19 protein-coding genes and 3 pseudogenes are annotated in these 21,917 nt (G+C 60.8%); 17 read left to right on the top strand and 5 right to left on the bottom strand.

The features are described 5' to 3' along the window. Positions 1-580: 580 nt before the first annotated feature. From QP999_RS12700 to QP999_RS12680, 5 genes and pseudogenes are all read left to right on the top strand, one after another. Positions 581-3,121: pseudogene (locus QP999_RS12700) on the top strand (type I restriction-modification system subunit M); the annotation flags it as partial. After that, positions 3,114-3,617 carry a restriction endonuclease subunit S gene (locus QP999_RS12695; protein ID WP_227486283.1) on the top strand — a complete coding sequence of 168 codons (504 nt, stop codon included), beginning with the start codon at positions 3,114-3,116 and terminating at the stop codon, positions 3,615-3,617. The pseudogene QP999_RS12700 and the gene QP999_RS12695, both read left to right, overlap by 8 nt. Positions 3,618-3,707: 90 nt before the next feature. After that, positions 3,708-4,355, top strand: a complete 648-nt coding sequence (locus QP999_RS12690) for a restriction endonuclease subunit S (RefSeq protein ID WP_227485839.1) — start codon at positions 3,708-3,710, stop codon at positions 4,353-4,355. Positions 4,356-4,364: 9 nt separating this feature from the next. Further along, complete coding sequence (locus QP999_RS12685) at positions 4,365-5,141, top strand: type I restriction endonuclease (protein WP_070524725.1); 777 nt, start codon at positions 4,365-4,367, stop codon at positions 5,139-5,141. Continuing rightward, a pseudogene (locus QP999_RS12680) lies at positions 5,039-5,449 on the top strand (Sir2 family NAD-dependent protein deacetylase); the annotation flags it as partial. The gene QP999_RS12685 and the pseudogene QP999_RS12680, both read left to right, overlap by 103 nt. Positions 5,450-5,467: 18 nt before the next feature. Here QP999_RS12680 and QP999_RS12675 read toward each other — a convergent pair. Next, entirely contained in the window at positions 5,468-5,989 is a 522-nt protein-coding gene (locus tag QP999_RS12675; RefSeq protein ID WP_070524723.1) for a hypothetical protein, read from the bottom strand. Between the two features lie 125 nt (positions 5,990-6,114). Between QP999_RS12675 and QP999_RS12670 the strand changes: the two genes are divergently transcribed. The 5 genes from QP999_RS12670 to QP999_RS12650 are packed head-to-tail and all read left to right on the top strand — an operon-like array spanning position 6,115 to position 12,004. After that, a complete protein-coding gene (locus tag QP999_RS12670) occupies positions 6,115-7,998 on the top strand; it encodes an HtaA domain-containing protein (RefSeq protein ID WP_070524721.1) in 1,884 nt (627 codons plus the stop codon). 43 nt (positions 7,999-8,041) lie between these two features. After that, complete coding sequence (locus QP999_RS12665; protein WP_070532438.1) at positions 8,042-9,100, top strand: heme/hemin ABC transporter substrate-binding protein; 1,059 nt, start codon at positions 8,042-8,044, stop codon at positions 9,098-9,100. Continuing rightward, positions 9,081-10,136, top strand: a complete 1,056-nt coding sequence (locus QP999_RS12660; protein WP_070524716.1) for a FecCD family ABC transporter permease — start codon at positions 9,081-9,083, stop codon at positions 10,134-10,136. The genes QP999_RS12665 and QP999_RS12660 overlap by 20 nt, the downstream gene beginning before the upstream one ends. Continuing rightward, a complete protein-coding gene (locus tag QP999_RS12655; protein ID WP_284848428.1) occupies positions 10,136-10,942 on the top strand; it encodes a heme ABC transporter ATP-binding protein in 807 nt (268 codons plus the stop codon). The genes QP999_RS12660 and QP999_RS12655 overlap by 1 nt, the downstream gene beginning before the upstream one ends. 3 nt (positions 10,943-10,945) lie before the next feature. After that, positions 10,946-12,004, top strand: coding sequence for an HtaA domain-containing protein (locus tag QP999_RS12650; protein WP_070524713.1), 1,059 nt, complete (start codon positions 10,946-10,948; stop codon positions 12,002-12,004). Positions 12,005-12,019: 15 nt separating this feature from the next. On the opposite strand, the gene QP999_RS12645 is transcribed toward QP999_RS12650, so the two are convergent. Then, positions 12,020-13,195, bottom strand: a complete 1,176-nt coding sequence (locus tag QP999_RS12645; protein ID WP_070524711.1) for an esterase/lipase family protein — start codon at positions 13,193-13,195, stop codon at positions 12,020-12,022. A 348-nt stretch (positions 13,196-13,543) separates the two neighbouring features. Between QP999_RS12645 and QP999_RS12640 the strand changes: the two genes are divergently transcribed. The 7 genes from QP999_RS12640 to QP999_RS12610 all read left to right on the top strand — a co-directional run bounded on the left by QP999_RS12640 (position 13,544) and on the right by QP999_RS12610 (position 18,573). Next, on the top strand, positions 13,544-14,953 hold the full coding sequence (locus tag QP999_RS12640) for a SulP family inorganic anion transporter (protein WP_070524759.1): 1,410 nt from the start codon (positions 13,544-13,546) through the stop codon (positions 14,951-14,953). A 178-nt stretch (positions 14,954-15,131) separates the two neighbouring features. Further along, positions 15,132-15,794, top strand: coding sequence for a biliverdin-producing heme oxygenase (locus tag QP999_RS12635; protein WP_180963879.1), 663 nt, complete (start codon positions 15,132-15,134; stop codon positions 15,792-15,794). Between the two features lie 126 nt (positions 15,795-15,920). Continuing rightward, positions 15,921-16,703: an HtaA domain-containing protein gene (locus QP999_RS12630; protein ID WP_083299245.1), complete on the top strand. Its 783-nt coding sequence runs from the start codon at positions 15,921-15,923 to the stop codon at positions 16,701-16,703. Positions 16,704-16,931: 228 nt separating this feature from the next. Then, on the top strand, positions 16,932-17,420 hold the full coding sequence (locus QP999_RS12625; protein ID WP_070524707.1) for a ferritin: 489 nt from the start codon (positions 16,932-16,934) through the stop codon (positions 17,418-17,420). Between the two features lie 135 nt (positions 17,421-17,555). Next, positions 17,556-17,924 (top strand): hypothetical protein, encoded by a 369-nt coding sequence (locus QP999_RS12620; RefSeq protein ID WP_083299238.1) that lies wholly within the window; start codon positions 17,556-17,558, stop codon positions 17,922-17,924. A 295-nt stretch (positions 17,925-18,219) separates the two neighbouring features. Beyond that, on the top strand, positions 18,220-18,348 hold the full coding sequence (locus QP999_RS12615) for a hypothetical protein (RefSeq protein WP_256375375.1): 129 nt from the start codon (positions 18,220-18,222) through the stop codon (positions 18,346-18,348). 18 nt (positions 18,349-18,366) lie between these two features. Continuing rightward, a complete protein-coding gene (locus QP999_RS12610) occupies positions 18,367-18,573 on the top strand; it encodes an HAD-IA family hydrolase (RefSeq protein ID WP_070524703.1) in 207 nt (68 codons plus the stop codon). Here QP999_RS12610 and QP999_RS12605 read toward each other — a convergent pair. The 3 genes and pseudogenes from QP999_RS12605 to QP999_RS12595 form a co-directional block, all read right to left on the bottom strand. Continuing rightward, positions 18,570-19,616: an ROK family transcriptional regulator gene (locus tag QP999_RS12605; protein WP_070532436.1), complete on the bottom strand. Its 1,047-nt coding sequence runs from the start codon at positions 19,614-19,616 to the stop codon at positions 18,570-18,572. The genes QP999_RS12610 and QP999_RS12605 overlap by 4 nt on opposite strands. Positions 19,617-19,635: 19 nt before the next feature. Beyond that, positions 19,636-20,827 (bottom strand): annotated as a pseudogene (locus QP999_RS12600) (IS3 family transposase). A 75-nt stretch (positions 20,828-20,902) separates the two neighbouring features. Continuing rightward, complete coding sequence (locus QP999_RS12595) at positions 20,903-21,838, bottom strand: vWA domain-containing protein (protein ID WP_227486303.1); 936 nt, start codon at positions 21,836-21,838, stop codon at positions 20,903-20,905. Between the last annotated feature and the right edge of the window lie 79 nt (positions 21,839-21,917).

Below are 21,917 nucleotides of genomic sequence, written 5' to 3'. Positions count from 1 at the left end.
TATTATGAGTACTAGCGCATGTTTATGCACTCATCCTTCACGTACGGAAACGTCCCGTGGTGATTGAGTTTTGTTTCTTTTTCATTTACTCGCATGAAACGGTGTCACTGTAAGTCTTTTCTCAGTGGCACCGTTTTGGTTTGTACGGGGCGCGACAGTTGCGCGGGATGAAGGGATTCGGGGTGGCTTGTGGGGAGTTTCGGTGAAGTGGTGCGGGATAGGACGCTAGGTAGTGGTGGCGTGATGTTTTCGGGGCGTTTGTGCTGGTGGGTGGTTGTTCTAGGGGGCGTTTTTGCTGGTCAGGGGTGTTCTTTGGGGATTGTCGTGGTGGTTCCGGGGAATTCGGGGAATACTTCCGGGGACGGTCTGGGGGAGGGGTGTGTTTCGGGTGGTAGGGGAGTTTCGCGAATCCCTCTCCCGCCCCTACCAGTGGAAACACCGGTAGGGGCCTTTTCTGTTTTGTGCTGGAATCGCCATTTGGGGCTTTGAATCCTGCACCACGTAGGACTTCGCCGCTCCCCCCAAGCCATGCACTTAGAAAGTAAAATCTTCTCGCTGTACGGTATCGTCGGTACGCTCAAAGATCGAAGCGCAGGATTACAAGGACTACATTCTCGGCTTCATCTTCTATAAGTTCCTGTCCGACCAAGTAGAGCAGTTCATGCTCAATAACGACGCTGAACCGGAAGACCTGCCCGATGCGCTCGTTGAGACCGACACTGACACCGTGGCCCTGGTGCGTAACAACTTGGGCTACTTCCTCACTTACGAGAACCTGTACTCGACGTGGCGGGACATGGGTAACGACTTTTCCATCGCTCACGTGCGCGACGGCCTGGCTACCTTCAAGCGCAACATCGCCCCGGAGCACAAGCACGTCTTCGAGGGCATCCTTAACACCCTGGACACCAGCCTGTCGAAGCTGGGCACAACCGACGCTGCCCGTACCTCAGCCATCAAGAAGCTACTGGACCTTATCGATGACATCCCCACTGATGGCAAGCAGGGCTATGACGTGCTGGGATACATCTACGAGTACCTCATCGAGAAGTTCGCGGCTAACGCGGGCAAGAAGGCAGGCGAGTTCTACACCCCGCATGAGGTCTCGCTCATCATGAGCAACATCGTCGCTGACCACCTCAAGGACCGCGACGAGATTCAGATTTACGACCCGACCTCCGGCTCTGGCTCCCTGCTGCTTAACATCGGCCATGCCGTCGCCAAGCGCATGGGGGACCCAGACCGTATTAAGTACTTCGCCCAGGAGCTGCGCGAGAACACCTACAACCTCACCCGCATGAACCTGGTCATGCGCGGCGTGAAGGCGGACAACATCGTCGCCCGCAACGGTGACAGCTTGGCCCATGACTGGCCGATGTTCGACGAGTTCGACCCGGTACAGACCTACCAGCCGCTCTATGTGGACGCCGTAGTCTCCGACCCGCCCTACTCCCAGAAGTGGGAACCCGAAGGCAACGAGGCTGACCCGCGATTCGCACGGTTTGGTCTAGCTCCGAAGACCAAGGCCGACTACGCCTTCTTGCTGCATGAGCTGTTCCACGTCAAACCCGACGGTATCCTCACCATCGTCCTGCCGCACGGCGTGCTGTTCCGTGGCAGCTCGGAGGCCGACATCCGCCGCAATCTCATCGAGGCCAACCACATCGATGCCATTATCGGCCTGCCTTCCAACATCTTCTACGGCACCGGTATCGCGACCATCATCATGGTGCTCAAGCAAGAACGTGACCGCGATGACGTGCTGTTCATCGACGCCTCGCAGGGCTTCATCAAGCAGGGTAAGTACAACCACCTGCGTGCCCGCGACATCCAGCGCATCGTCGATGCCGTCCGCAACCGCGTTGACGTGCCACACTTCGCTAAGGTCGTGACCCGCGACGAGATTCGTGCCAACGACCACAACCTCAACATCCCGCGCTACGTGTCCGCCACCCTGCCGCCAGAGTCTGTAGACCTGTACGCCACCATGCACGGCGGCATCCCCACCAGTGAGATTGCCGCCTTGGAGCACTACTGGACCGCCCTACCGGGACTGCGTGAGGCGCTGTTCACCGAGAAGGTAGAAGGCTACGCGGAGCTGAAGACCGCCAACCTGCGCGAGACCATCGACAAGCACCCTGCAGCCCAGGCACTGCGTAACCAGGTTGACGCTGCACTATCCGACCTCCCGGAGAAGCTGCACGCGCTGCTGGTGGACGGCGCGGCCACCGTGCCCATTACCACCACCGAGGACCAGCTTAAGGCAGACCTGTTCGACCGACTCGACCCTGTACCGTTGGTTGATGCCTACGAGGGCTACCAGGTACTGCATGACAGCTGGGTCAAAACCGCCGGTGACCTAGAAGTCATCCAGACCGAAGGCTTCGATGCCCTGCGGGTCAACCACCCCGTGATGGAGTGGAAGACCAAGGAAAAGAAAAAGGTCTATGTCCAAATCGGATGGGACGGGCGCGTTGCTCCCAACGAGTTGGTGCAGACCTTCTACCTGGCGCAACAGAAGGACCAGGTAACGCAGCTAAGTCGCGACGTGGACACAGCTGTATCTGAGCTAACACAGCTTGTCGAGGGCTTAAGCGAAGTCGACAAGACCGACCTGACCGAGATACTTAACGACAAGCAGGACGCCTTCAAGAAGACCGAGCTGAACAAGGCCATCAAGGACCTGCCGAAGCTGGCCAAGGGCGAGACCTGGCCGGAGGACAGCACTGAGGCTGCCATGCTCAGCGCCAAGGCACTTATCGCCCAGCGGGACAAGCTCAAGAAGAACCTCAAGGCTGCGCAAGAGCAGTTGGAGAAAGACACCTACGCGACCATTGAAGCGCTTACCGAAGCGCAGGTCGATGAGGTGCTCACCGCCAAGTGGATTACTTCACTTATGGATGACCTGCGCGAAATCCCTGGTCACGTGCTTGCAGGCCTGGCCGGCCGCGTCCAGGCGCTGCACGACAAGTACGCCGTCGCGCTGACCGACCTCGACGTGAAGATTCGCGAGACGGAGCAAGAACTCGCTGGCCTACTGAGCGGGCTTACCGGCAACGCCGCCGACATGCAGGCCGTGGCTGCACTCCAGGAGCTGCTGGGCGGTGGTCGCGATGCATAGTCACAACGTGCCCGCACTGCGCCTGGAGGGCTTCGATGGTGAGTGGGAATTGAAAGCCATTGGAGACCTCAGCGAAAGGACTTACGGTGGCGGTACGCCATCTAGCGATGAACCGGGCTACTGGTCCGGGGACATCCCTTGGATTCAATCCTCTGATGTTGCGGAGCAGGGGGTCGCCCCGGTCGCCCCTCGTAAGCACATCACCGAGGAAGCTATTTCACGCTCTGCTGCTATGCAGATTCCTGCCGACTCTGTTGCAGTCGTCACTCGTGTTGGCGTTGGCAAGGTCTCTTTTATGCCGTTCCCTTACGCCACCAGCCAGGACTTTGTATCGCTATCAGACCTTTCCGGTGACCCTGAATACATCGCTCTTACTGTTAAGCGGCGTATGGAGGGACTCGCTGACCAGCTGCAGGGTAGCACCATCAAAGGTATCACGAAGACTGAGCTGTTCAATCAGGCTGTTTATTTCCCGCCCGCTCTCGAAGAACAGTAGGCCATCGGCGCTATCTTCACCAACCTCGACGATGCCATCAACCAGCACACCAAGAAGCACCAGGCCCTGCAGCAGGCCAAAACTGCTCTCATGCAACGGATGTTCCCGCAGGAGGAGGGGCAGACGGTGCCGGAGTTGCGGCTGGAGGGCTTCGACGGTGAGTGGAAGACGACAACACTGGGTGAACTCGGCTCGTTCAAGTCAGGCGTCGGATTCCCGGAACGTGAACAAGGCGGGGAAGCAGGCCTACCTTTCTACAAGGTATCGGACCTCTCCGCACCAGGGAATGAGCTGCAACTGCGCTCCGCCAACCACTATGTGACGGAGGAACAGATTGTTCGTAATCACTGGGTGCCTGTAACAGCTGTACCTGCGATTCTGTTCGCCAAGGTTGGTGCTGCTGTCTTCCTAGGGCGCAAAAGACTCGCTACCGATACATTCCTCCTCGACAACAATCTCATGGCGTTTTCCTTGGACACCAAATCTTGGGATGTTCAGTTTGCCGATACCTACCTCAAGACGGTGGACCTGACCCGATTCACTCAGAGCGGTGCTTTGCCGTCACTGAACGCCCGTCACTTGGCAGAGGCGGCGGCTACCATTCCACCCACCCTTGAAGAACAACAGGCCATCGGTGCAGTGTTCACACGGCTGGACACGCTCATTGCTACCGAGGCCAAGTACATCGAGTCCCTTAAGCAGGCCAAGGCGGCGCTGCTGCAACGGATGTTCATCTAAGGAGCAGCTATGACCACACCATTTCGTTCTGAGGCTGAGTTCGAGGCGGTACTCATCGACCTGCTAACCCGCCACGGCTGGAGCAAGGAGTTGCTGCGCTTCCCGACAGAGCAGCAGCTCATCGACAACTGGGCGAACATTCTTTACGCCAACAACCGGGGCCGTAACCTGCTTGGCGACGTGCCGCTCACCGAGGGCGAGATGGCGCAAATCATCGAGCAGGTCAACAACCTGCGTACGCCGCTGGCGCTCAACGAGTTCATCAACGGTAGCACCGTGACCATTACCCGAGATGCACCGCAGGCCGCCAACTTCGGCTCTGAGGTTAGCCTGAAAATCTACGATCGCCTAGAGATTGCCGGTGGCCAGTCGCGCTACCAGATTGCCGTCCAGCCGCGCTTCCAGACCGCCAATGAGCTGCTGCCCACCCGACGTGGCGACTTGATGCTGCTCATTAACGGTATGCCGGTCTTCCACATCGAGCTGAAGCGCTCCGGCGTGCCGGTCTCCCAAGGTGCGAACCAGATAGCCAAGTACGCCCACGAGGGCGTCTACCAGGGAATCTTCTCACTGGTGCAAATCTTCGTCGCCATGACCCCAGAAGAGACGATCTACTTCGCCAACCCGGGCGCAGGCAAGTTCAACCCGGACTACTTCTTCCACTGGGCAGACTTCAACAACGAGCCGCGAATCCGGGCTATCTGGAGCGCTGGGTCGTGCGCGCGGATGAAGTTAACCCGGACGGCGACGTCGCGCTGTCGCAGCAGGCGGTCGACGAGTTCGTGATGGCGCCGTGCGTCCGCTGCGGTTCGGAGCTGCTCAAGCCGGACGTCGTCTACTTCGGCGAGCCGGTTCCGGTGGAGCGGCGGGACGCCGCGCGTGCGCTGCTTGCGGACTCGCGCTCGCTGCTTGTCGCCGGTTCGTCGCTCGCCGTGATGAGTGGCTATCGCTTCATGCTCGACGCGCTCAAGCAGGGCAAAGAGGTCTCTGTGGTGAACGGCGGCCCCGGACGCGGCGACCCGAAGGCGACGACGCTGTGGCGCACGCAGGTAGCGCCGGCTTTTGATGAGCTACTGGATCTGCTTGATGTGTAAGGCTGGGGTACGGCAGGCCTAAAGCTTCTCGAAGTACATGACTGCGGTGTCGGTGTTTTTCTCTGGTGCCGGGGGATCGGTCTGCTTGCCTCGCCACAGGGGGCTGATGCCTGGCATGAACCAGGCGAGCAGGGCAACGAGAACCGCGATGACGATGGCGGCGGGAGTTGCATATTCGAGCGGCACGAACCAGTATCCGGCCGCGCACAAGGCGATGATGATGCAGACCCACAAGGGGACTAGGACGCCGAGGTTGAGCCGCCGCGTGGCGCGGTATTCGGCCCAGTCTTCGCCGGGGAAGCGAGTGCGCGCTTCGGAGCGAATCCGACGCGCGGTCTTGTGCTGTTGCAGCACCGAGGCGATGAGGGTGAAGGCCACGCCGGCGCCTGCAACGAGCATGTCTGCGGTGACGGCTCCATAAGCTGCAATCGCGAGCGCGAGAGACAGCGCAAGGCGCTCGGAGACGCTGAGAGGTAGCCCACGCGTGGGGTCTACGTCGGGATACAGATTTTTGAAGGCGCTGGTAGACGACGATGTCATGACCGAATGAGGGTGTCCTTTGTTGGGGGTTGCTTACCTAATCTAGGTTAGTATAGCCTATACAAAACTGCTTAGGTATGTGTAGCCTAACTTCTGATTCTTTTTGTTCATCGCATCAATACTTCATGAGGACTCTCTCCGTGATTCTCCGTCGAATATTGGGCACTCTTGCTGCCAGTACTCTCATCGCACTCCCTTCGGTCGCGCTCAACGCTCCTGTCGCCTCGGCTGCCGGCACTTGCTCCTGGAATTGGGGCATTAAGCAGTCCTACCGAAGCTATATCCAAGGCCAAGTCGCCAAGGGCCAGTGGGAAACGGACGGCATTGGTTTTACCGGTTCCGAAACCGGCGCAGACGGTGCTTTTACCTTCACTCCGGGCAAGGCTTCCGTAAACGGCGATACCGTCACCGTCCCCTTCGGCGGCGTCATCCACTTCACTGGACACAACTACGGCGGCGACGATCTGTTGGATATGACGCTGACAGACTGGCAGATTCAGGCCTCCGGCAACCGGGCGGCGATCGTGGTGGATTACGTCTCTTATGAATCTGACATGGTGGATAAGTCCGCACGCGGCCCGCAGATTACCGGCGATAACGTGGTCATCGCGGGGATCGATCTAGATCAACCCGTCGACGCGTCCGCGCACACGCTCGACCTTTCCGGCGACGTCACGCTCACCGACGAAGGACACAAACTCTTCATTGCCTATGAGTCGGGACAGTCGATGGACCCCTCGTCAGGGACCGTGGCCACGGATGGCAGCTGCGGCGGGTCCTCTGGCGGTTCAGGCAGCGGTTCGAAGTCCTTGGGGACAATCTCGGGCACGTTTACTGGTCGCAATGCAGAAGCCATGGCGATTCTGAAGGAAACGAACGACACCATGAATGGCCTGACCACCTTCATGGGCAACACGGAGTCCTTCCTAGACCAGCTAGAATCCTTCCGTTCTCGCACGGAAGCCGCCACGGGCACGACCACCAGCACTACCACTAGCACCACGAGTGGTTCAGGCGCGTCGGGAGCCAACACTTCGGGCACCGCGAGCCCTTCGGGTGCTTCGGGTAGTACTTCGAGCACTTCGGGTAGTACTTCGGGCAGTACTTCGGGTACTTCCGGCACTACTGGTGCTACTGGAACCACAAGAACCGCGCGGCCACAGGACCCCGGGTCCGCGGCTAGTGATGGGCAGTCAGAAACCTGCGTAGCCACGGGCGTGCAGGCTGCGACCGCCGAGTGGGGTGTCAAGAAGTCCTTCCAGTCGTATATCACCGGCTCCATCGCCAAGGGCGCCTGGACGCTCGACGGCGTAGGGTACGACAACTCGCGTTTCCAGTTCACGGGCACCGGCGGAGATGTGGATACTGCGGCGCAGTCAGGTTCCATCCGCTACGGCGGCGCTATGCATTTTACCGGCCACAACGGAGTCCTCGATCTCAATATCGCGAACCTGGAAGTCCGGTTCAACGGGACGAGCGGTCAACTCATCGCCGACGTGCGTTCCTCCAACATGGAGGGCGAGCGCAAGGACTTTGGACGCACGGTGCTCGGAGACGTGTCGTTTAGCCTGCTCGACGTGAGTGACTCCGCCGTCGACGGCGAAGCCACCGTCACGCTGACCGCAGCGGGCAATGATGCGTTCGCGAATTTCTATGAGCCGGGCACGACCCTTGATCCGCTTTCGTTGCATGCACAACTTGGCGGATCCGGGGACTGCGCCGGGGCGAGCGGAACTACGGCACACACTGGTGCGGCGACGACCTCCGGCGGTCAGAGCGCTGCGGCGGCAAAGCGGGCGGCATCGGAAAGCTCTGCGGGAGACGGCCCGCAGGCCGCGGCCGGCACGAGCACGTCTGGTTATGAAGACGGCAGCGGCAACTTCCAGATCAAGAAGGCCGCGGCCGCGGGCTCCTCGCCGGAGGCGAGCACGTGGCTCCTGCTGCTTATCGCAGGCCTCGCCATCGCCGGCGGTTCCATGGGCTCCGTCGTCCTGCGCAACCCGGCGTAGCGCACCCCTTGTTACCCAAGACTTGAGAAAGGATACGTTTCGCATGAAACGACTTTTGGTGGCGTTGGCGTGTGTCTTCGCCCTCACAGGGTGCGGCGTCCAAGGCGCCTATGAATCCCAAGACGCGCAGCTGCGCGACGCCCTCCCAGACGCGCAGTCGGCCAAAGACCCGCGCTCGTTTACGGGTGTGTCGAATGTGACGGACTTCGAGGATGTCGTCGCGGTGGCGGAGTCGCCTACTCCCGCGCTGCCGGTAGAGCTCACGGATGCTGACGGCTACGACGTCTCCGTTACGGATGTGTCCCGAATCGTGGCATTGGATCTCTACGGTACGTATACGAAAACCCTCGAGGGCCTAGGGCTTACGGACAATATCGTGGGTCGCACGGTGTCGTCGACGGAAAACGCTATCGCCGATCGCCCCGTCGTGACCCAGGGCGGACACAACATCAACGTGGAAGCCGTGCTCGAACTCCGGCCCACGCTGGTCATCGTCGATCATTCGATCGGCCCACGCGACGCCATCGACCAGATTCGCGCCGCAGGGGTGACCACCGTGGTCATGGAGCCGAAACGCACCATTGACTCGGTGGCCGAGGACATCACAAACCTGGCCGCGGTCGTGGGTCTGCCAGACGAAGGCGAAACGCTGGCCAACCGCTCCGTCGAAGAAATCGAAAAAGATAAGGCGGCCATCGCAGACATCGTGCCGGAGGAGCCAATGCGCATGGCGTTCCTCTACGCGCGCGGCAACGGCGGCATCTTCTTCATCATGGGAGAAGGCACGGGTGCCAAGGACCTCATTGAGGGTGTGGGCGGCGTAGACCTCGGCACCGAATACCACCTCTCTTACGCCGAACCTGCCAACGCCGAATCTTTGGCAAAGATTAACCCTGAGGTCATCATCATGATGACGGGCGGCCTGGAGTCGACCGGCGGCGTCGAAGGCCTCCTCGAGCGCCCCGGCATTGCACAAACCACCGCGGGCCAAAAGCAGCGGATCGTGACCATCCCAGACGGGCAATCGCTCGCCTTCGGGCCCTTGACCGGACAGACCCTTCTCAAACTTGCGCAGGCAATCTATGACCCAGACAATGCTTAAACCGGCGGCCCCCACGGAGGTTTTCGCTCGGCGCTCCCGCCTGCGGGTTGGTGTATTCGTATCGCTTGGGGTGCTGCTTGGTGTCGCCTTCATCCTGTCGCTTGCGCTGGGGCAGTACTACGTCGCGCTGGGTGACTTGGTGCAGATTATGGCCGCGGGCCCTGGCGGTGGCTTGACGGCCAACGTCGTGTGGCAGATCCGCCTGCCGCGCATTCTGCTCGGTTTCTTGGTCGGCGCGTGCTTGGGAGTGGCGGGCACGCTCATGCAGGCCGTGTTCGCCAACCCGCTGGCTGAGCCCTCCATCGTGGGCGTGACCTCCGGTGCCGGTGTAGGCGCGGCCGTGGTAATCGTCTTTAATATCTCCGTCCTGGGTACCTTCACGGTGCCGCTCGCGGCGTTTGCTACGGCGCTGCTGGTTACCGCGCTGATCTACCAGTTGGCGCGCTCACGAGGGCGTGTGGCGGTGGTCAATCTGATCCTGACCGGCATTGCTATCAACGCGGTGTGCAACGCCATCATCTCCTTCATGATGTACCTGGCGCCTACCGCGAACCGCGAGCAAATCATCTTTTGGCAAATGGGTTCGCTCAACGGTTCCCAGTGGAAACACGTGTGGGTGGGCCTCCCCATCGCCCTCCTCGGGATGGCCATTGCGCTGCGTCTTGGCCGCCAGCTAGATGTGCTCGCGCTGGGCGAGCGCGCCGCGGAACACACTGGCGTCGACGTCAAGCGACTGCGCATTATCGCCATCGCTGCCTCGGCGATCCTTACCGCCGGCGCAGTTGCTTTCGCCGGACTTATTGGGTTCGTCGGCCTTATCGTGCCGCACCTGCTGCGTACGATCATCGGCCCAGAAAACAGGGTCTTGCTGCCGGCCTCTGCGGTGGCGGGCGCCGTACTCATTGGCTTTGCCGACGTCGCTGCGCGCACGCTCATTCCTTTCGCCGACCTTCCCATCGGTATCTTTACCGCGCTCGTGGGTGGCCCCACCTTCTTCGTGCTGTTGCGCCGGATGATGAAGAAGGGAATGCATTGATGATTAACGTTGCGAATCTTTCCGTTTCGATCGGCGAGCGGAACCTGCTTTCCGATGTCTCCTTTGTCGCCCGCCCAGGGGAGGTCACCGGCCTCATCGGCCCGAATGGTGCGGGCAAGTCCACGCTGCTGGCGGCCATCGCCGGCGATATTGATTACACCGGTTCCGTTTCCCTCGTGGGGCAGGATCCGGCGGTGTCCTCCCCAGGGGCGTTGGCCCGTGCGCGTGCGGTGATGCTGCAGGACGTTACTGTGTCCTTCCAGTTTCTCGTGCGTGATGTAGTGGCCATGGGCCGGCGCCCTTGGGAGGGCACCGCCAGGCAGGCCGAGGACGCCGCGATCATCGACGCAGCGCTTGCGGCGGTGGATGCGACGCACTTGGTCGGCCGCGATATTGCCACGCTCTCTGGCGGGGAGCGTGCGCGTGTGGCGTTGGCCCGTGTACTGGCGCAGCAGACCCCGGTGATTCTTCTCGATGAGCCGACTGCGGCGCTGGACATCCGCCACCAAGAACAAGTCTTGGGATTGGTGCGCTCGATCGCGGCGCAGGCTGGAGTGGCGGTGCTGGTGGTACTCCACGATTTGGGCGCCGCTGCGGCCTATTGCGATCACATCGTGTGCCTAGCAGACGGGGCAGTTGCCGCCGCCGGCCCGGTGCGCGAGGTCTACACCGACGAGATTTTGTCGCAGGTCTATCGCTGGCCCATCCAGGTGAGCAAGGCAGACGGCCACATCTCAGTCCATCCCGCGCGATGTCAGGTCGCCGATCCCGAGCAGTCTTTTGTCGATCTACTTAAGGAGTCTTAACTCATGCGTATTGTCTCTTCTTCTCTCGCGCTGGCGCTGACCGCCTCGGCGCTGACCGTTCCGGCAGCCTTTGCTGCCGATGCCCCCACCTGCGCCCCTGGCCAGACCCTGGAGACCCGCATTGTCTCCGGAACTGTGAATTGGGGCATCAAGGAATCTTTCCGCAACTACATCACCGGCCCCATCGCGAGGGGTGGGTGGACCACGTCCGGCGCGGTAACGCAGGACGAGGGTAACAAAGGCGGAGCAGACTTTCAGTTCCACTTCGAGGTGGATCCTTCTGCGTCCTCGGTGAGCCTGGGCGAAGACGGCACCGTCACGAAAGCCGATATTCGAACCAAGGATTCGACGCTGGAGTTTGAGGGCCACCACGGTGCGCTGTACACCAAGATGCTCTCGCCTTATGTCCTCACGGAGGCAGGGCAGGCAAAGGCGGGCACGTCCTACGAGGGCTACTACGTGCCGGGCAAGGGCATGACGGAATACACCCCGGAGGACCGCACGGAAGAAAACAAGAAGTCGGGCACGGATACCTTCGCTGAGGGCAATGCCGCATGGTCGAAGGACGGCGATATGCTCACGCTGAATGCGACCGACGTGACGTACAAGCCGAAGGCGGGTACCTACTACGATCGCGAGTCGAAGATCCAGCACATCGAGGGTATCGACGTGATCTTCATGGGCATGTACAACGAGAGCTACAAGCCGGAACTTGATGATGCACAGGTGACCTTGAAGACCGCGTCCGAGTGTGTGGGTCCTGCCGATGAGGGCACCGAGACCACCCCAGGGGAGCAGGACGAGCCGGGCCGCGACGAGCAGGGCAAGGACCAGGCAGGAGACCAAGGAAAGACTCCTGAGAAGGACCCAGAGAAGAAGCCGGAAAAGGGGCGGGATCAGAACCAAGGCGGCACGGATAACAAGGGCGAAGAAGGCTCTTCTTTTTCCAACGTGTGGAATATCGTGTTGGCGCTGACCGCTCTGGGCGGCATGTTTGCGGTCATCGGCGGCGCCATCGTGCAGTCCGGCGTTCTTAATCCCCTGCTGGCGCGCCTGCGTTAGCGAACCTGCACGGGTCTATTCCGAGTCGGCGTGACCCGCGTTGGCAAGGGCGTGGCTTTGGGCGTCGTGAGGATTGTCCAGGGTGGGGGAGAGCTGTTTGAGCACCGTGCGCACGATGGCGCGCACGCGCTTGTCCATGGGCATATCCATGTGTGAGACGACGGCGCGTTTGTCGACGTCTTGCACATAGACATTGCGCACCGTTCCGTCGGGAGTGTCGCCGGGATCCAAGAAACAGGTTTCCGGCGGCACGACGATGGAGTCTTGCTTAGTGGCCACGCACGTGTAGCTCACACCGGGGGCCAGGTCACCGTTGCGGTTGAGCTCCTCCAGCGTCGCGCTGCCCACGATTTGTTCCATGCCGGCTGGGCCGAAGTAAGCGTCGATGATGGAGCGCATGACGTGTTCTTGGCGGCGGCTGGAAATCAACGAGCTGACGATTCCACCTTGGGTGGTGCCGTGGTTGGGCGCCGACAGGCAGATGATGTGGCGCACGCGGTCCACCGCATCGTGGTTATGCATCCAGTAGCGGGCGACGATACCGACTTGAGAGTGTCCGATGAGCACGACCTGTTCCGCGCCGGTGACGGCTTGGACCGCGTCGATATACGCGCCGACCTGATCGGCGGAGGCGGCGATGGGGCCGGTGGCGCGGGCGCCATAGTCCGGTGCGAACACGGTCCAGCCGTCCTCGCGCAGCTCGGAGCCGAGCAGCTGCCATACGCCTTTCGTATCCGTCGTCCCGTGGATGAGAATGATGGGCCATGGGTGGTCTTCATCCGGGCGCGCTGCCCAGTCGTCTTCGAAAACGCCGCGTGGCTTCAGGCGTGCGCCGAGCGGTAGCGATGCCAGGCGTGCCGCGGTCTCTGCCTCGTGGTCGTCGCCTGCGGACCCGCGTGGATGGCGAAAGTCGAGGTCGAAGAAGCTGCGGCGCTCGGCACGCAATAGCTCGGCGATTTCGTCGGCCACTTCCTCGCGCAAGGCGTTAGCGGGCGCAGGGGTGGTAATGCCGTGGCGCGGAGAGTCTGAAACTTGTTCCGCCGCCGGTGTCTCCGGCAGGCCTTCGGTGGCGTCGTAGCTGACGGAAGGGGGAGTCGGGTCTGAACGCCAGAACCGCCCGAGTCCCTCGGAGATGAGGGTTTCGAGTTCTTTGAGCGGTTCTTTGAACGAATCTGTTGCCATAACTCTCATCCTATTTCGTGCCGCGATACATTAATTTTTCGGAATTATTAGTGGTAACGGTGATATTTCGCGGGATCGCGGGAGAAAGTTCTCGTTCCCCCTTGACCATCCAACTAAAGGTTTATAAACTAAGCCTTGCCTAATCACGGGCGGTTGCTTACTAGGAAGGTCGCGCTCCACTTCCTTCTCACGGTAAGTGCCGAAAGATTAGTCATGGGGAGAAGGCCCGTCAGCGCGCAGCTGACGGGCCTTCGTTTATCTCTGGAAGTGGTAGTTGGGGGACGAGCCCAAATTCCTGCGCCTACCGGCGTGCTCGCGAGCTTTCGCTACGTCTTTTCTTCCCCCGCGCGCCTGCGCATGGAAGTCTTCGGCGGCCTCGCCGTCGCCCTCGCGCTTATCCCCGAGGTCTTAAGCTTTTCGATCCTGGCGGGGCTGGATCCACGCGTTGGACTCTTCGCGTCCGTCATCATGGCAATCTCCATCTCCTTTACTGGTGGTCGTCCTGCCATGATCTCCGCCGCGGCCGGCTCGGTCGCGTTGGTCATTGCTCCCTTGTCTGCCTCCCACGGTCTGCAGTACGTCCTCGCGGCGGTGCTGCTGGCGGGAGTCCTGCAGATCGTTCTCGCTTTCCTCGGGGTCGCCAAGCTCATGCGTTTTATCCCGCGCTCCGTTATGACTGGCTTCGTCAACGCGTTGGGCATCATGATGTTTACCGCGCAGCTGCCGCACCTCATGCACGTCCCGTGGATCGTCTATCCCCTCGTGGCGCTCGGTGTGGTCATCATGCTTCTGTGGCCGAGGCTCACGGAGGTCGTCCCCGCCCCGCTCATCACGATCCTCGTCATCACAGTGCTCGTCGTCGTCTTCCGCTGGGACATTCCGGACGTCGCGGACCAAGGCGAGCTACCCACGAGCCTGCCGGGCTTCGTTTTCCCTGACGTGCCGCTCACGCTCGACACGCTCACGCTCATCGGCCCGTACGCGGTAGGCGTGGCCCTCGTCGGCCTCATGGAGTCGCTGCTCACAGCCAAACTTGTCGACGACATTACGGACAGCCACTCGGATAAAACGCGCGAGTCCCTCGGTCAGGGTATTGGCAACGTCCTTGCGGCGAGCATCGGCGGCATGGGCGTGTGTGCGATGATTGGCCAGACGATGATTGGCGTCAAAGCTTCTGGTGCTCGCACGCGCCTGTCGAGCCTGCTCGCTGGCATCTTCCTCCTCATTCTCATCCTTGTGTTGGGCGATACCGTGGGTGCGATTCCCATGACTGCGCTTGTCGCCGTCATGATCCTCGTCGCCGCGGACACGGTGGATTGGCACTCGGTGCGCACCATCCACCGCATGCCGCTGTCGGAAACGCTGGTCATGCTCGTGACGGTTGTGGGGACATTGGTTACTCACAACCTGGCGGTCGGCGTCATCGCCGGCGTGCTCACGGCCATGATTGCGTTCGCGCGTCGCGTCGCGCACCTCACCCAGGTCGAGCTCGTTGCTTCCGATGCCACCCGCGCCGCGTACCGCGTCACCGGCCAGCTTTTCTTTGCTTCGTCCAACGACCTTGTCTATTCCTTTGACTACACGCTGGGAGTCTCTGAGGTCGATATCGACATGTCGGCTGCGCAGGTATGGGATGCCTCGACTGTGGCGACGCTGGATGCGGTGCGTGAGAAATACGCGCAGCGCGGCGTGACCGTGGATATTCGGGGTCTTGATCCGGTCAGTCAGCAGCGCCTCGACCGGCTCTCGGGCAATTTGGGGGACTAAAACCTGGGGGAGAGATGTGCGCTGAGCATGGGGGTGCGACGATTAGTCATACTTTCGGTCGAATATGCGTCACTGTGGGCATGAAGTATGGCATAGGTCTTGATATGTAAGGCTTGCCTTGTTTAGACTATCCACATTAAGGTTAGGCAAGCGTTACTTAATCAGGAGGAATTTGGCCATGACCGTTGCCATGACCACGACGCCGCTTTCGCAGATGCTGCGTGAGGAAACCGCGCGAGCGCACGCCAGCGCAGAGGGCTCAGATTTTATGACCCGCTTGATGGCGGGTGAGCTCAGCGCAGAGGCACTCGCCACCTTTACTGGGCAGTTGTGGTTTATCTATGAGGCGCTTGAGCGCGCGGTCCGCACGGTAGCGGATACTCGCATCGCCGGAGCGGTGGCCGACCCCCGGTTGGAACGCCGCGATGCGCTGGAACTCGACCTCGCGGAAATGTACGGCCCGCAGTGGCGCGACGAGGTGCGTATCCTTCCCGCCACCGCACGCTACGTCGCGCGCCTGGAATCGCTCGATACGCCGGGATCGGAGCCCCGGGTCGTTGCTCACCACTACGTGCGCTACCTTGGCGATATCTCGGGTGGGCAGGTTATTGCCGCGCGCCTGGGGGCTCTCTACGGTATCGACCCGGATGCGCTCAATTTCTATAACTTCGCGGCGATTGGCAAGATTCCGCCCTACCGCAGCGCGTACCGCAAGGCGCTCGACGAGCTCGCGCTTTCTGATGCCCAGCGTGCCGCTCTCATCGCCGAGGCACAGGCCGCCTTCGCGTGTAACTCGGCAGTCTTCGCCGAGCTAGCGAAGCTGTATCCGGGCGCAGCGTAGCGCCGGGTTCACTATTTCCTCTCTTCCCCCTTCTTGTTTTATCTGTATTTCTAAAGTGACCTGGAGGTCTGTCGCGTGAAGAAAATCTCTTCTGCTTCTCTCGCATCTGCTCTTATCGTCTCTGCAATGGCTGTTCCGGCTACTGCTGCAACGCAGGACCTGACGGCGGGTACATTCGCCTGGCCCATCAAGACCTCATTTATGGAGCATCTTGCTGGCCCAATGGCAGCTGGCCGTTGGACGACCACGGATGGGGCGACGTATAAGGACAATCAGCTGCTCTTTCCGGTCAACGTCGCTGAGACGACGTTAGATGCGGACGGCAACGGCACCATCGTCCTTGACGGTTCGGCGCATATCGTGGCCTACAAAGGCCTGGGCGCGGGCGGCTCGGCCGGCCTCGATCTCACCTACTCAGATCTCAAGCTGCAGGTGCAAGGCACGAAGGTCGAGCTCGTTGGAGACTACGTTTTGTCCGGGGATCCGGGCGATAAGGGCGCGCAGGTCGACAGGGATGGCGATGATGACGTGCTGGTCACGTTCACCCTCGATGCCCCCATCGCGGTTGGGACCGATGTGAGCGCGCAGGATCGCCAGGCCACCGCGGGTGCAGGCCTGGAGGGCTCGCTACTGCGCTATAAGGAAGGTCAGATACTTGAGGGCGGCGACGTTGATCTCGTGCTGGACTTCGCTGATGGCAAGGATGCCGGGGTAGTCGAGGGGCATAAGTCGACGGGACTTGCCCGGGCTTCCGCGCAGTTGGGAACGCTGAGCTCGGAGGAACCGTCGAGCGAGGGTATCGGCATCCTCGTGGGGGTGATTGCGGGCGTTGTGGCGCTCGTGGGTACCGCGGTGGCAGGGATGCCTTTGGTGCTTGATGCGCTCAAGCGGGCGGGCATCCGACTCTAGTTCGATTGCTTCCGTTTGTGTGGATTCGGGCGTTGATCAGGTTGCGGTAACTTAGGTTACCGTGACCAAAATTGTCTTTGGCCTGCATGTTTGGGAACCCTAACCTAGCTAGCGGCATTTTTGAATATCTGTATTATGGGAGACTATACCGCCGGAAACCCGTTGGATAGCCGTCGGAAAAGACAGAAATTTACCTATTGAACAGGTACCGAAAGGCAAGGATATTCAATGAACGAGAAGCTGCAGAGCCTGCTGAACGCACAGGTTATTAACGAGCACGGCGCCGCCCTCATCTACACCCAGCTGGCCTACGAGATGGATGATCTTTCCTTCCCGGGCATGCGTGACTGGTTCTACGCTCAGGCTGCGGAGGAGCGCGAGCACGCTCAGAAGTTTGCCAACCACCTCCTCGCACGCGGTTACCGCGTGGAGCTCACCGATGTCCCGGTTCCGTCTGTGAAGGCCGCGACCCCGCTCGACGCTTTCGAGGCTGCCTACGCACACGAGCAGAAGGTCTCCGAGCAGATCCGCGAGATCGCTCGTACCGCTGATGAGGTGAAGGACCTTGAGTCCCGCCAGATCGTGAACTGGTTCCTCGACGAGCAGATTGAGGAAGAGGACACCGTCACCGAGATTATTGACCAGATCAAGCTCGTGGGCAACGATGGCTCCGGCCTCCTGCGCATCGACGCCACTCTGGGCTCCCGCGCAAAGTAGTCACGCGTGGCCATCAAGGCCTAGCTAATACACAAAGGTCAAGGGACAGTGACCATGCGGTAACAAACCCATCAAGATTGTCCTAATATCTCCCACCAACCCCATGGTTGGTGGGAGACTGCGTTTTATATGTCTATGAAGCAGAAAACCTGGACCGTGGTCGTGCTCCTCGCGCTCGCCGTCGCCTTGGGCGTCGGCATGGCGTTGAGCAGTACGCACGTTGCGCTCGGCACTTTTCTGCTTGGTGCGGCACTCATGCTGGGGCCCTTCGCGGGGGCGGGTCTCTTTCTTTTTGCTGCGCTCATCGCGGTGAGCCTGCCGCAGAAGTCCATTGCGTCAGTCGGCGGCGCGCTCGTGCTTGCCGCCGTGGGCTTGGTGATCTTCACGCCGCTCGGCATCATTCCGGACGCCATTGTGCCGCTGTATGCAGGAGGCGCGGCGCTGGGTGCCGTGGCGGTGCTGCTCGTGCCCACGGGGCTGCCCGGACGCTTGTTCCGTTTCTAGAACTCTGTCGTTTTGGGACGAGTCTGCGCGGCTTTCCGTAGTCTGGATGTATGTCGACGTATCTTTTCGATTTCTACGGAGTCTTGCTCCGTCATCGCCCACCGGAGCCGAAGGAGGCGCTGCTACGTCTCGTCGGTGCCGAGGATCCGGCCGCTTTTTGGACGGCGTATAACGAATTGCGCCCGGCCTATGACGCGGGCGTGGTGAGCGACGAACGCTGGTGGCGCCAGATGCAGGTGCGCCTAGGCCTTCCGGACTTCGATATCTCTGAGGCCGTCGCTCAGGACTTCGAGCCGTGTACGGCGCCGGACCTCGACGTCGTGGGGTCGCCCAGGAGTTGCTTGGCGCGGGCAATGCGGTGGGCGTGCTGTCCAATATTCCGGTGGGACTCGGTCGTATGGTGCGCGAGCGCAACGACTCGTGACTCAAGGAATTCACCGCCGTGGTGCTCAGTGGCGAGATTGGCGTGGTCAAGCCCGACAAGCGGGCCTTCGACGTGGCGATGGACGCGTTGGGTGCGAGTGCGAAAGACACACTCTTTATTGATGACACCCAGGGCAACGTCGACGCAGCACGGGCGGCAGGGCTGCGCGGGTATCTCTACGACGGCAACCTTGCCGAACTGCGTGCGGAGTGCGGGCTGGCCTAGGCGGCGCGCACCTTCGCGGTGTTCAGCTCAAGCGGCGTGCGCAGGAGCGGGTCGAGCGCGACGGCGCGGGCGATGGAGCGGACGATCTCCTTGTGGTTGGGGATCATGCGCAGCTCCGTCGCGGACGCGAGATCGGGGTCGAGCTCGCCGCGTGCGGCCGAGGCAAAGAGCTTCGGCGCGGTGGGCACGTCGTAGAAGGCGGAGCCGGCGATGACCACGGTGTCGGGGCGGTGGGCATCGATAAGCTGGGCCGTAAGGCGGCCGAGGTCGGAGGCGCGCTGGGCAAGGACCGAGGGGGCATCGGCAGCCTCAGCGAGACGGGGCGCAAGCGCGGCGTTGACGAGGGTGTCGCGTGGGTCGGCGCCGTCGAACTGTGGGAGCTCGATGGAGGCAACGCCGTCCTCATCGGACAGGGCGGCGCCAATCGAGTCATCCGCGAAGAGGACGAGCGTGCGGGCTTCGTCGCCGAGAGGAGCGGCCTGCGTCTCCGAAGCGAGGATGGCGGGCACGGCCGGGGTGACAGTGACGGGGACGCCGAACTGGAAGTCGAGGCGTCCTGCGATATCCATGCCGTCCCAGCCGAGGTTGGCCGCGTGGACCTTGCCTTCTTCGTCGACGGAGCCGGAGGTGGTCACGCCGACGGAAACGAGTGTGCGGTCGACACCGGTGGTGAGCCGGTTGACGCCAGCGATGACGTGCTCGACGAAGTCATCGGGGCTGAGCTTCGAGACCGGGGTGGGAACGTTGTCTTCGCGGATAATGCGGCCGCGGGTGTCGTAGAGGCCGATATACGTCGAGGTGGTGCCGACCGCGATGCCGGAAAGGAGCCAGCCGTTATCGGAGGCCTCGAGCGGAACCGTGGGGCGGCCGCGACCTTGGGAGCGGGTGAGGTCCGTGCGCTCTTGGATGAGGCCGGCCTTGAGGAGAGCGGCGGTGGCGCGGGTGATGGTGGGCTGGGACAGTCCGGTGGCCTCCACGAGCTCGCTGCGCGTGATGATGGGATTGAGGCGTACGAGGTGGAGACGGGCCTGACCCCCGGACAGTGGACACGTCGGGGGTTAGCTATGCTGCTTGGGTCAGTGTAGCTGATGTGAGTGCTTCGAAGTCATCGGGGGCTAGAAGGTTGCACCAGGAATGCCGTCTGCGCGTGTTGTAGCGCATGCACCATCGAAAGACTTCTTGGCGGCAGACGATGGGATTGTCAAAGACTTTCCGATCACGCAGGACTTCACGCTTTAAGGTGGCGTTAAATGATTCTGCCAGGGCATTATCAGCACTCGTTCCCACCGCTCCCATGGATTGGCGAACACCAAGCTGGGTGCAGTGGTCCCTAAAGGCTTGTGAGGTGTACACACTGCCGTGATCGGAATGGAATACAGCCCCGTCAAGACTGCCACGCACACCGTGCGCGTGGGCTAGTGCATCGACGACCAGTGACACTCGCATGTGGTCTGCGATCGCATAACCTGCAAGTTTCGTGAATACGTGTCAATGACTGTGGCCAAATACATGTTCTTGCCACCCTTACAGGGCGGGTAGGTAATGTCGCCAAGATAAACGCGGTTCGGCTCGTTGGCTGTGAATGTACGGCCTACTAAGTCCGGCATGACACGGTGGCCAGGCTTGCGCCTGGTAGTGACACATCGGCGGCGCTTGGTAAAGCCTTTAAGTCCCATGGATTTCATGATGCGTGCGACCTTCTTGTGGTTGATCGGAGGAAAGTCCGTATCGTCGTTGAGGCTTGCAGCGATGCGTTTAGCACCATAAAGCCCGTGCTCATCATCGAAGATGGTTGTAATTCTCGCACCAATAAGGGCATCGGAACACATCTTTAACCTGCGCTTTTCACGGGTTTGGACCCATTTATAGAACGAGGAGCGATTGAGCTTTAAAACGTGGCACATCCGCTTGACCGAGTATTCGGTTCGGTGGTCATAGACAAACTGGAAGCGGATCACCAGCGTGTCTCTTCGGCAAAATATTTAGCAGCTTTACGTAGAATATCGCGTTCTTCGCGCAGCTTCGCGTTTTCTTTTTCCAGCTGGCGGATTCGCTCAGAATCAGTCGCCGCTTGGGCTTTATCATGCACGGCTCTAATGCGGGCACGCTTTCCGGTGCCGTACTTGGTGACCCAAGAATGCAGCGAGGCACGGTTGATACCGAGCTCTGCTGATGCTGCGTTCAGCGAGAGGTCCTCATTGTTTTCATAGAGGGCCACAGCATCGCGTTTGAACTGTTCGGAGTACCTGGACATGGTGGTAGATTACCTTTCTTCCCAGCCCGACTGGGCTGGAATGAAAGGTGTCCACCAAAAAGGGGTCAGGCCCAATCACCACGCGCTCGCCTTCAGCAATGGGGTAGTGAAGAAGGTAGTGGATTCAGCTGAGTGCCCTTTGCCCTCCGTCGGAAGAAGAGTGGTGGAGAAGGCCTCTACGTCACGGTCTACCGTGGCCGGGGAACCTTCGGTTTCGCCGCCTTCGATCTCCTCTAAGTCTGACTCGTAGGCGTTGAAGGTGCGCGGTGCTGCGCGGCTAAGCTCCTTGGCCAAGCTATCGGCGTCGGAGGCGTCGGCATAGGTGCCGCCGGTGGCGTCGGCAATGCACTGCAGTTCCTGCTGAGCCTCGGGCTCAACGTTGAAGCCGACGGTGTTGATGACCAGGTCGATACCCTGTTCCTTGAGTTCCTTCGCCACATCGCAGACCGGTGGCGGGGTACATGTCGCAACGCCATCCGAGACCAAGATGATGCTGCGCTGGCCTTCCTTTGGAAGCTCAGCCGCGGCCTTGCGCAGAGATTCACCGATGGGCGTAAAGCCGCGCGGTTGGAGGCCATCCATGTGGCCAATCATCTTCTCAGAATTGCCGGCCTCGGGTGGCGTTACCACGGTGATGTCCTGGCAACCGGCAGCTTCATCTTCAGGAGCCTCGCCGGTGTTCCCACCGTAGGTGACAAGTCCCAGAGGGGCGTCGTCCCCGGCTTCGGTGATGAAGGTGCGGGCGGCATCTTTGGCGGCGTCGATGCGGGTCTGGCCGCCGGCATCGTTGGTGATCATGGAACCGGAGGAATCGAAGACCACCATGGTCGGGGCCATGTCACTAGAAGCAGTGGGGGAGCTCGGCACGGAGCTACTAGTGGAGGTTGAGCGTGAATCTTCGGCGGTGGCGGTGAGGGGAAAGAGAACGCTTACGACGGAGAGAGCGACTGCTGCGAGGAAAAGAATCGCCGTGAGCAATGGTTTTGGTATGAAACGTGACTTTGTGTGCATGTGAGTTAAATTACACACAGGAGGCGATCTGCGCTTGGGAACGGGGAATACAGGGGGATTAACCCCCGTGCATTCCGTT

The sequence above is a fragment of the Corynebacterium sp. MSK004 genome (genome assembly GCF_030232515.1).
GTDB classification, from domain to species: Bacteria; Actinomycetota; Actinomycetes; order Mycobacteriales; family Mycobacteriaceae; genus Corynebacterium; species Corynebacterium hesseae.
Note: the sequence above shows the minus strand (reverse complement) of the source record. Positions and strands in the feature narration are given on the sequence as shown.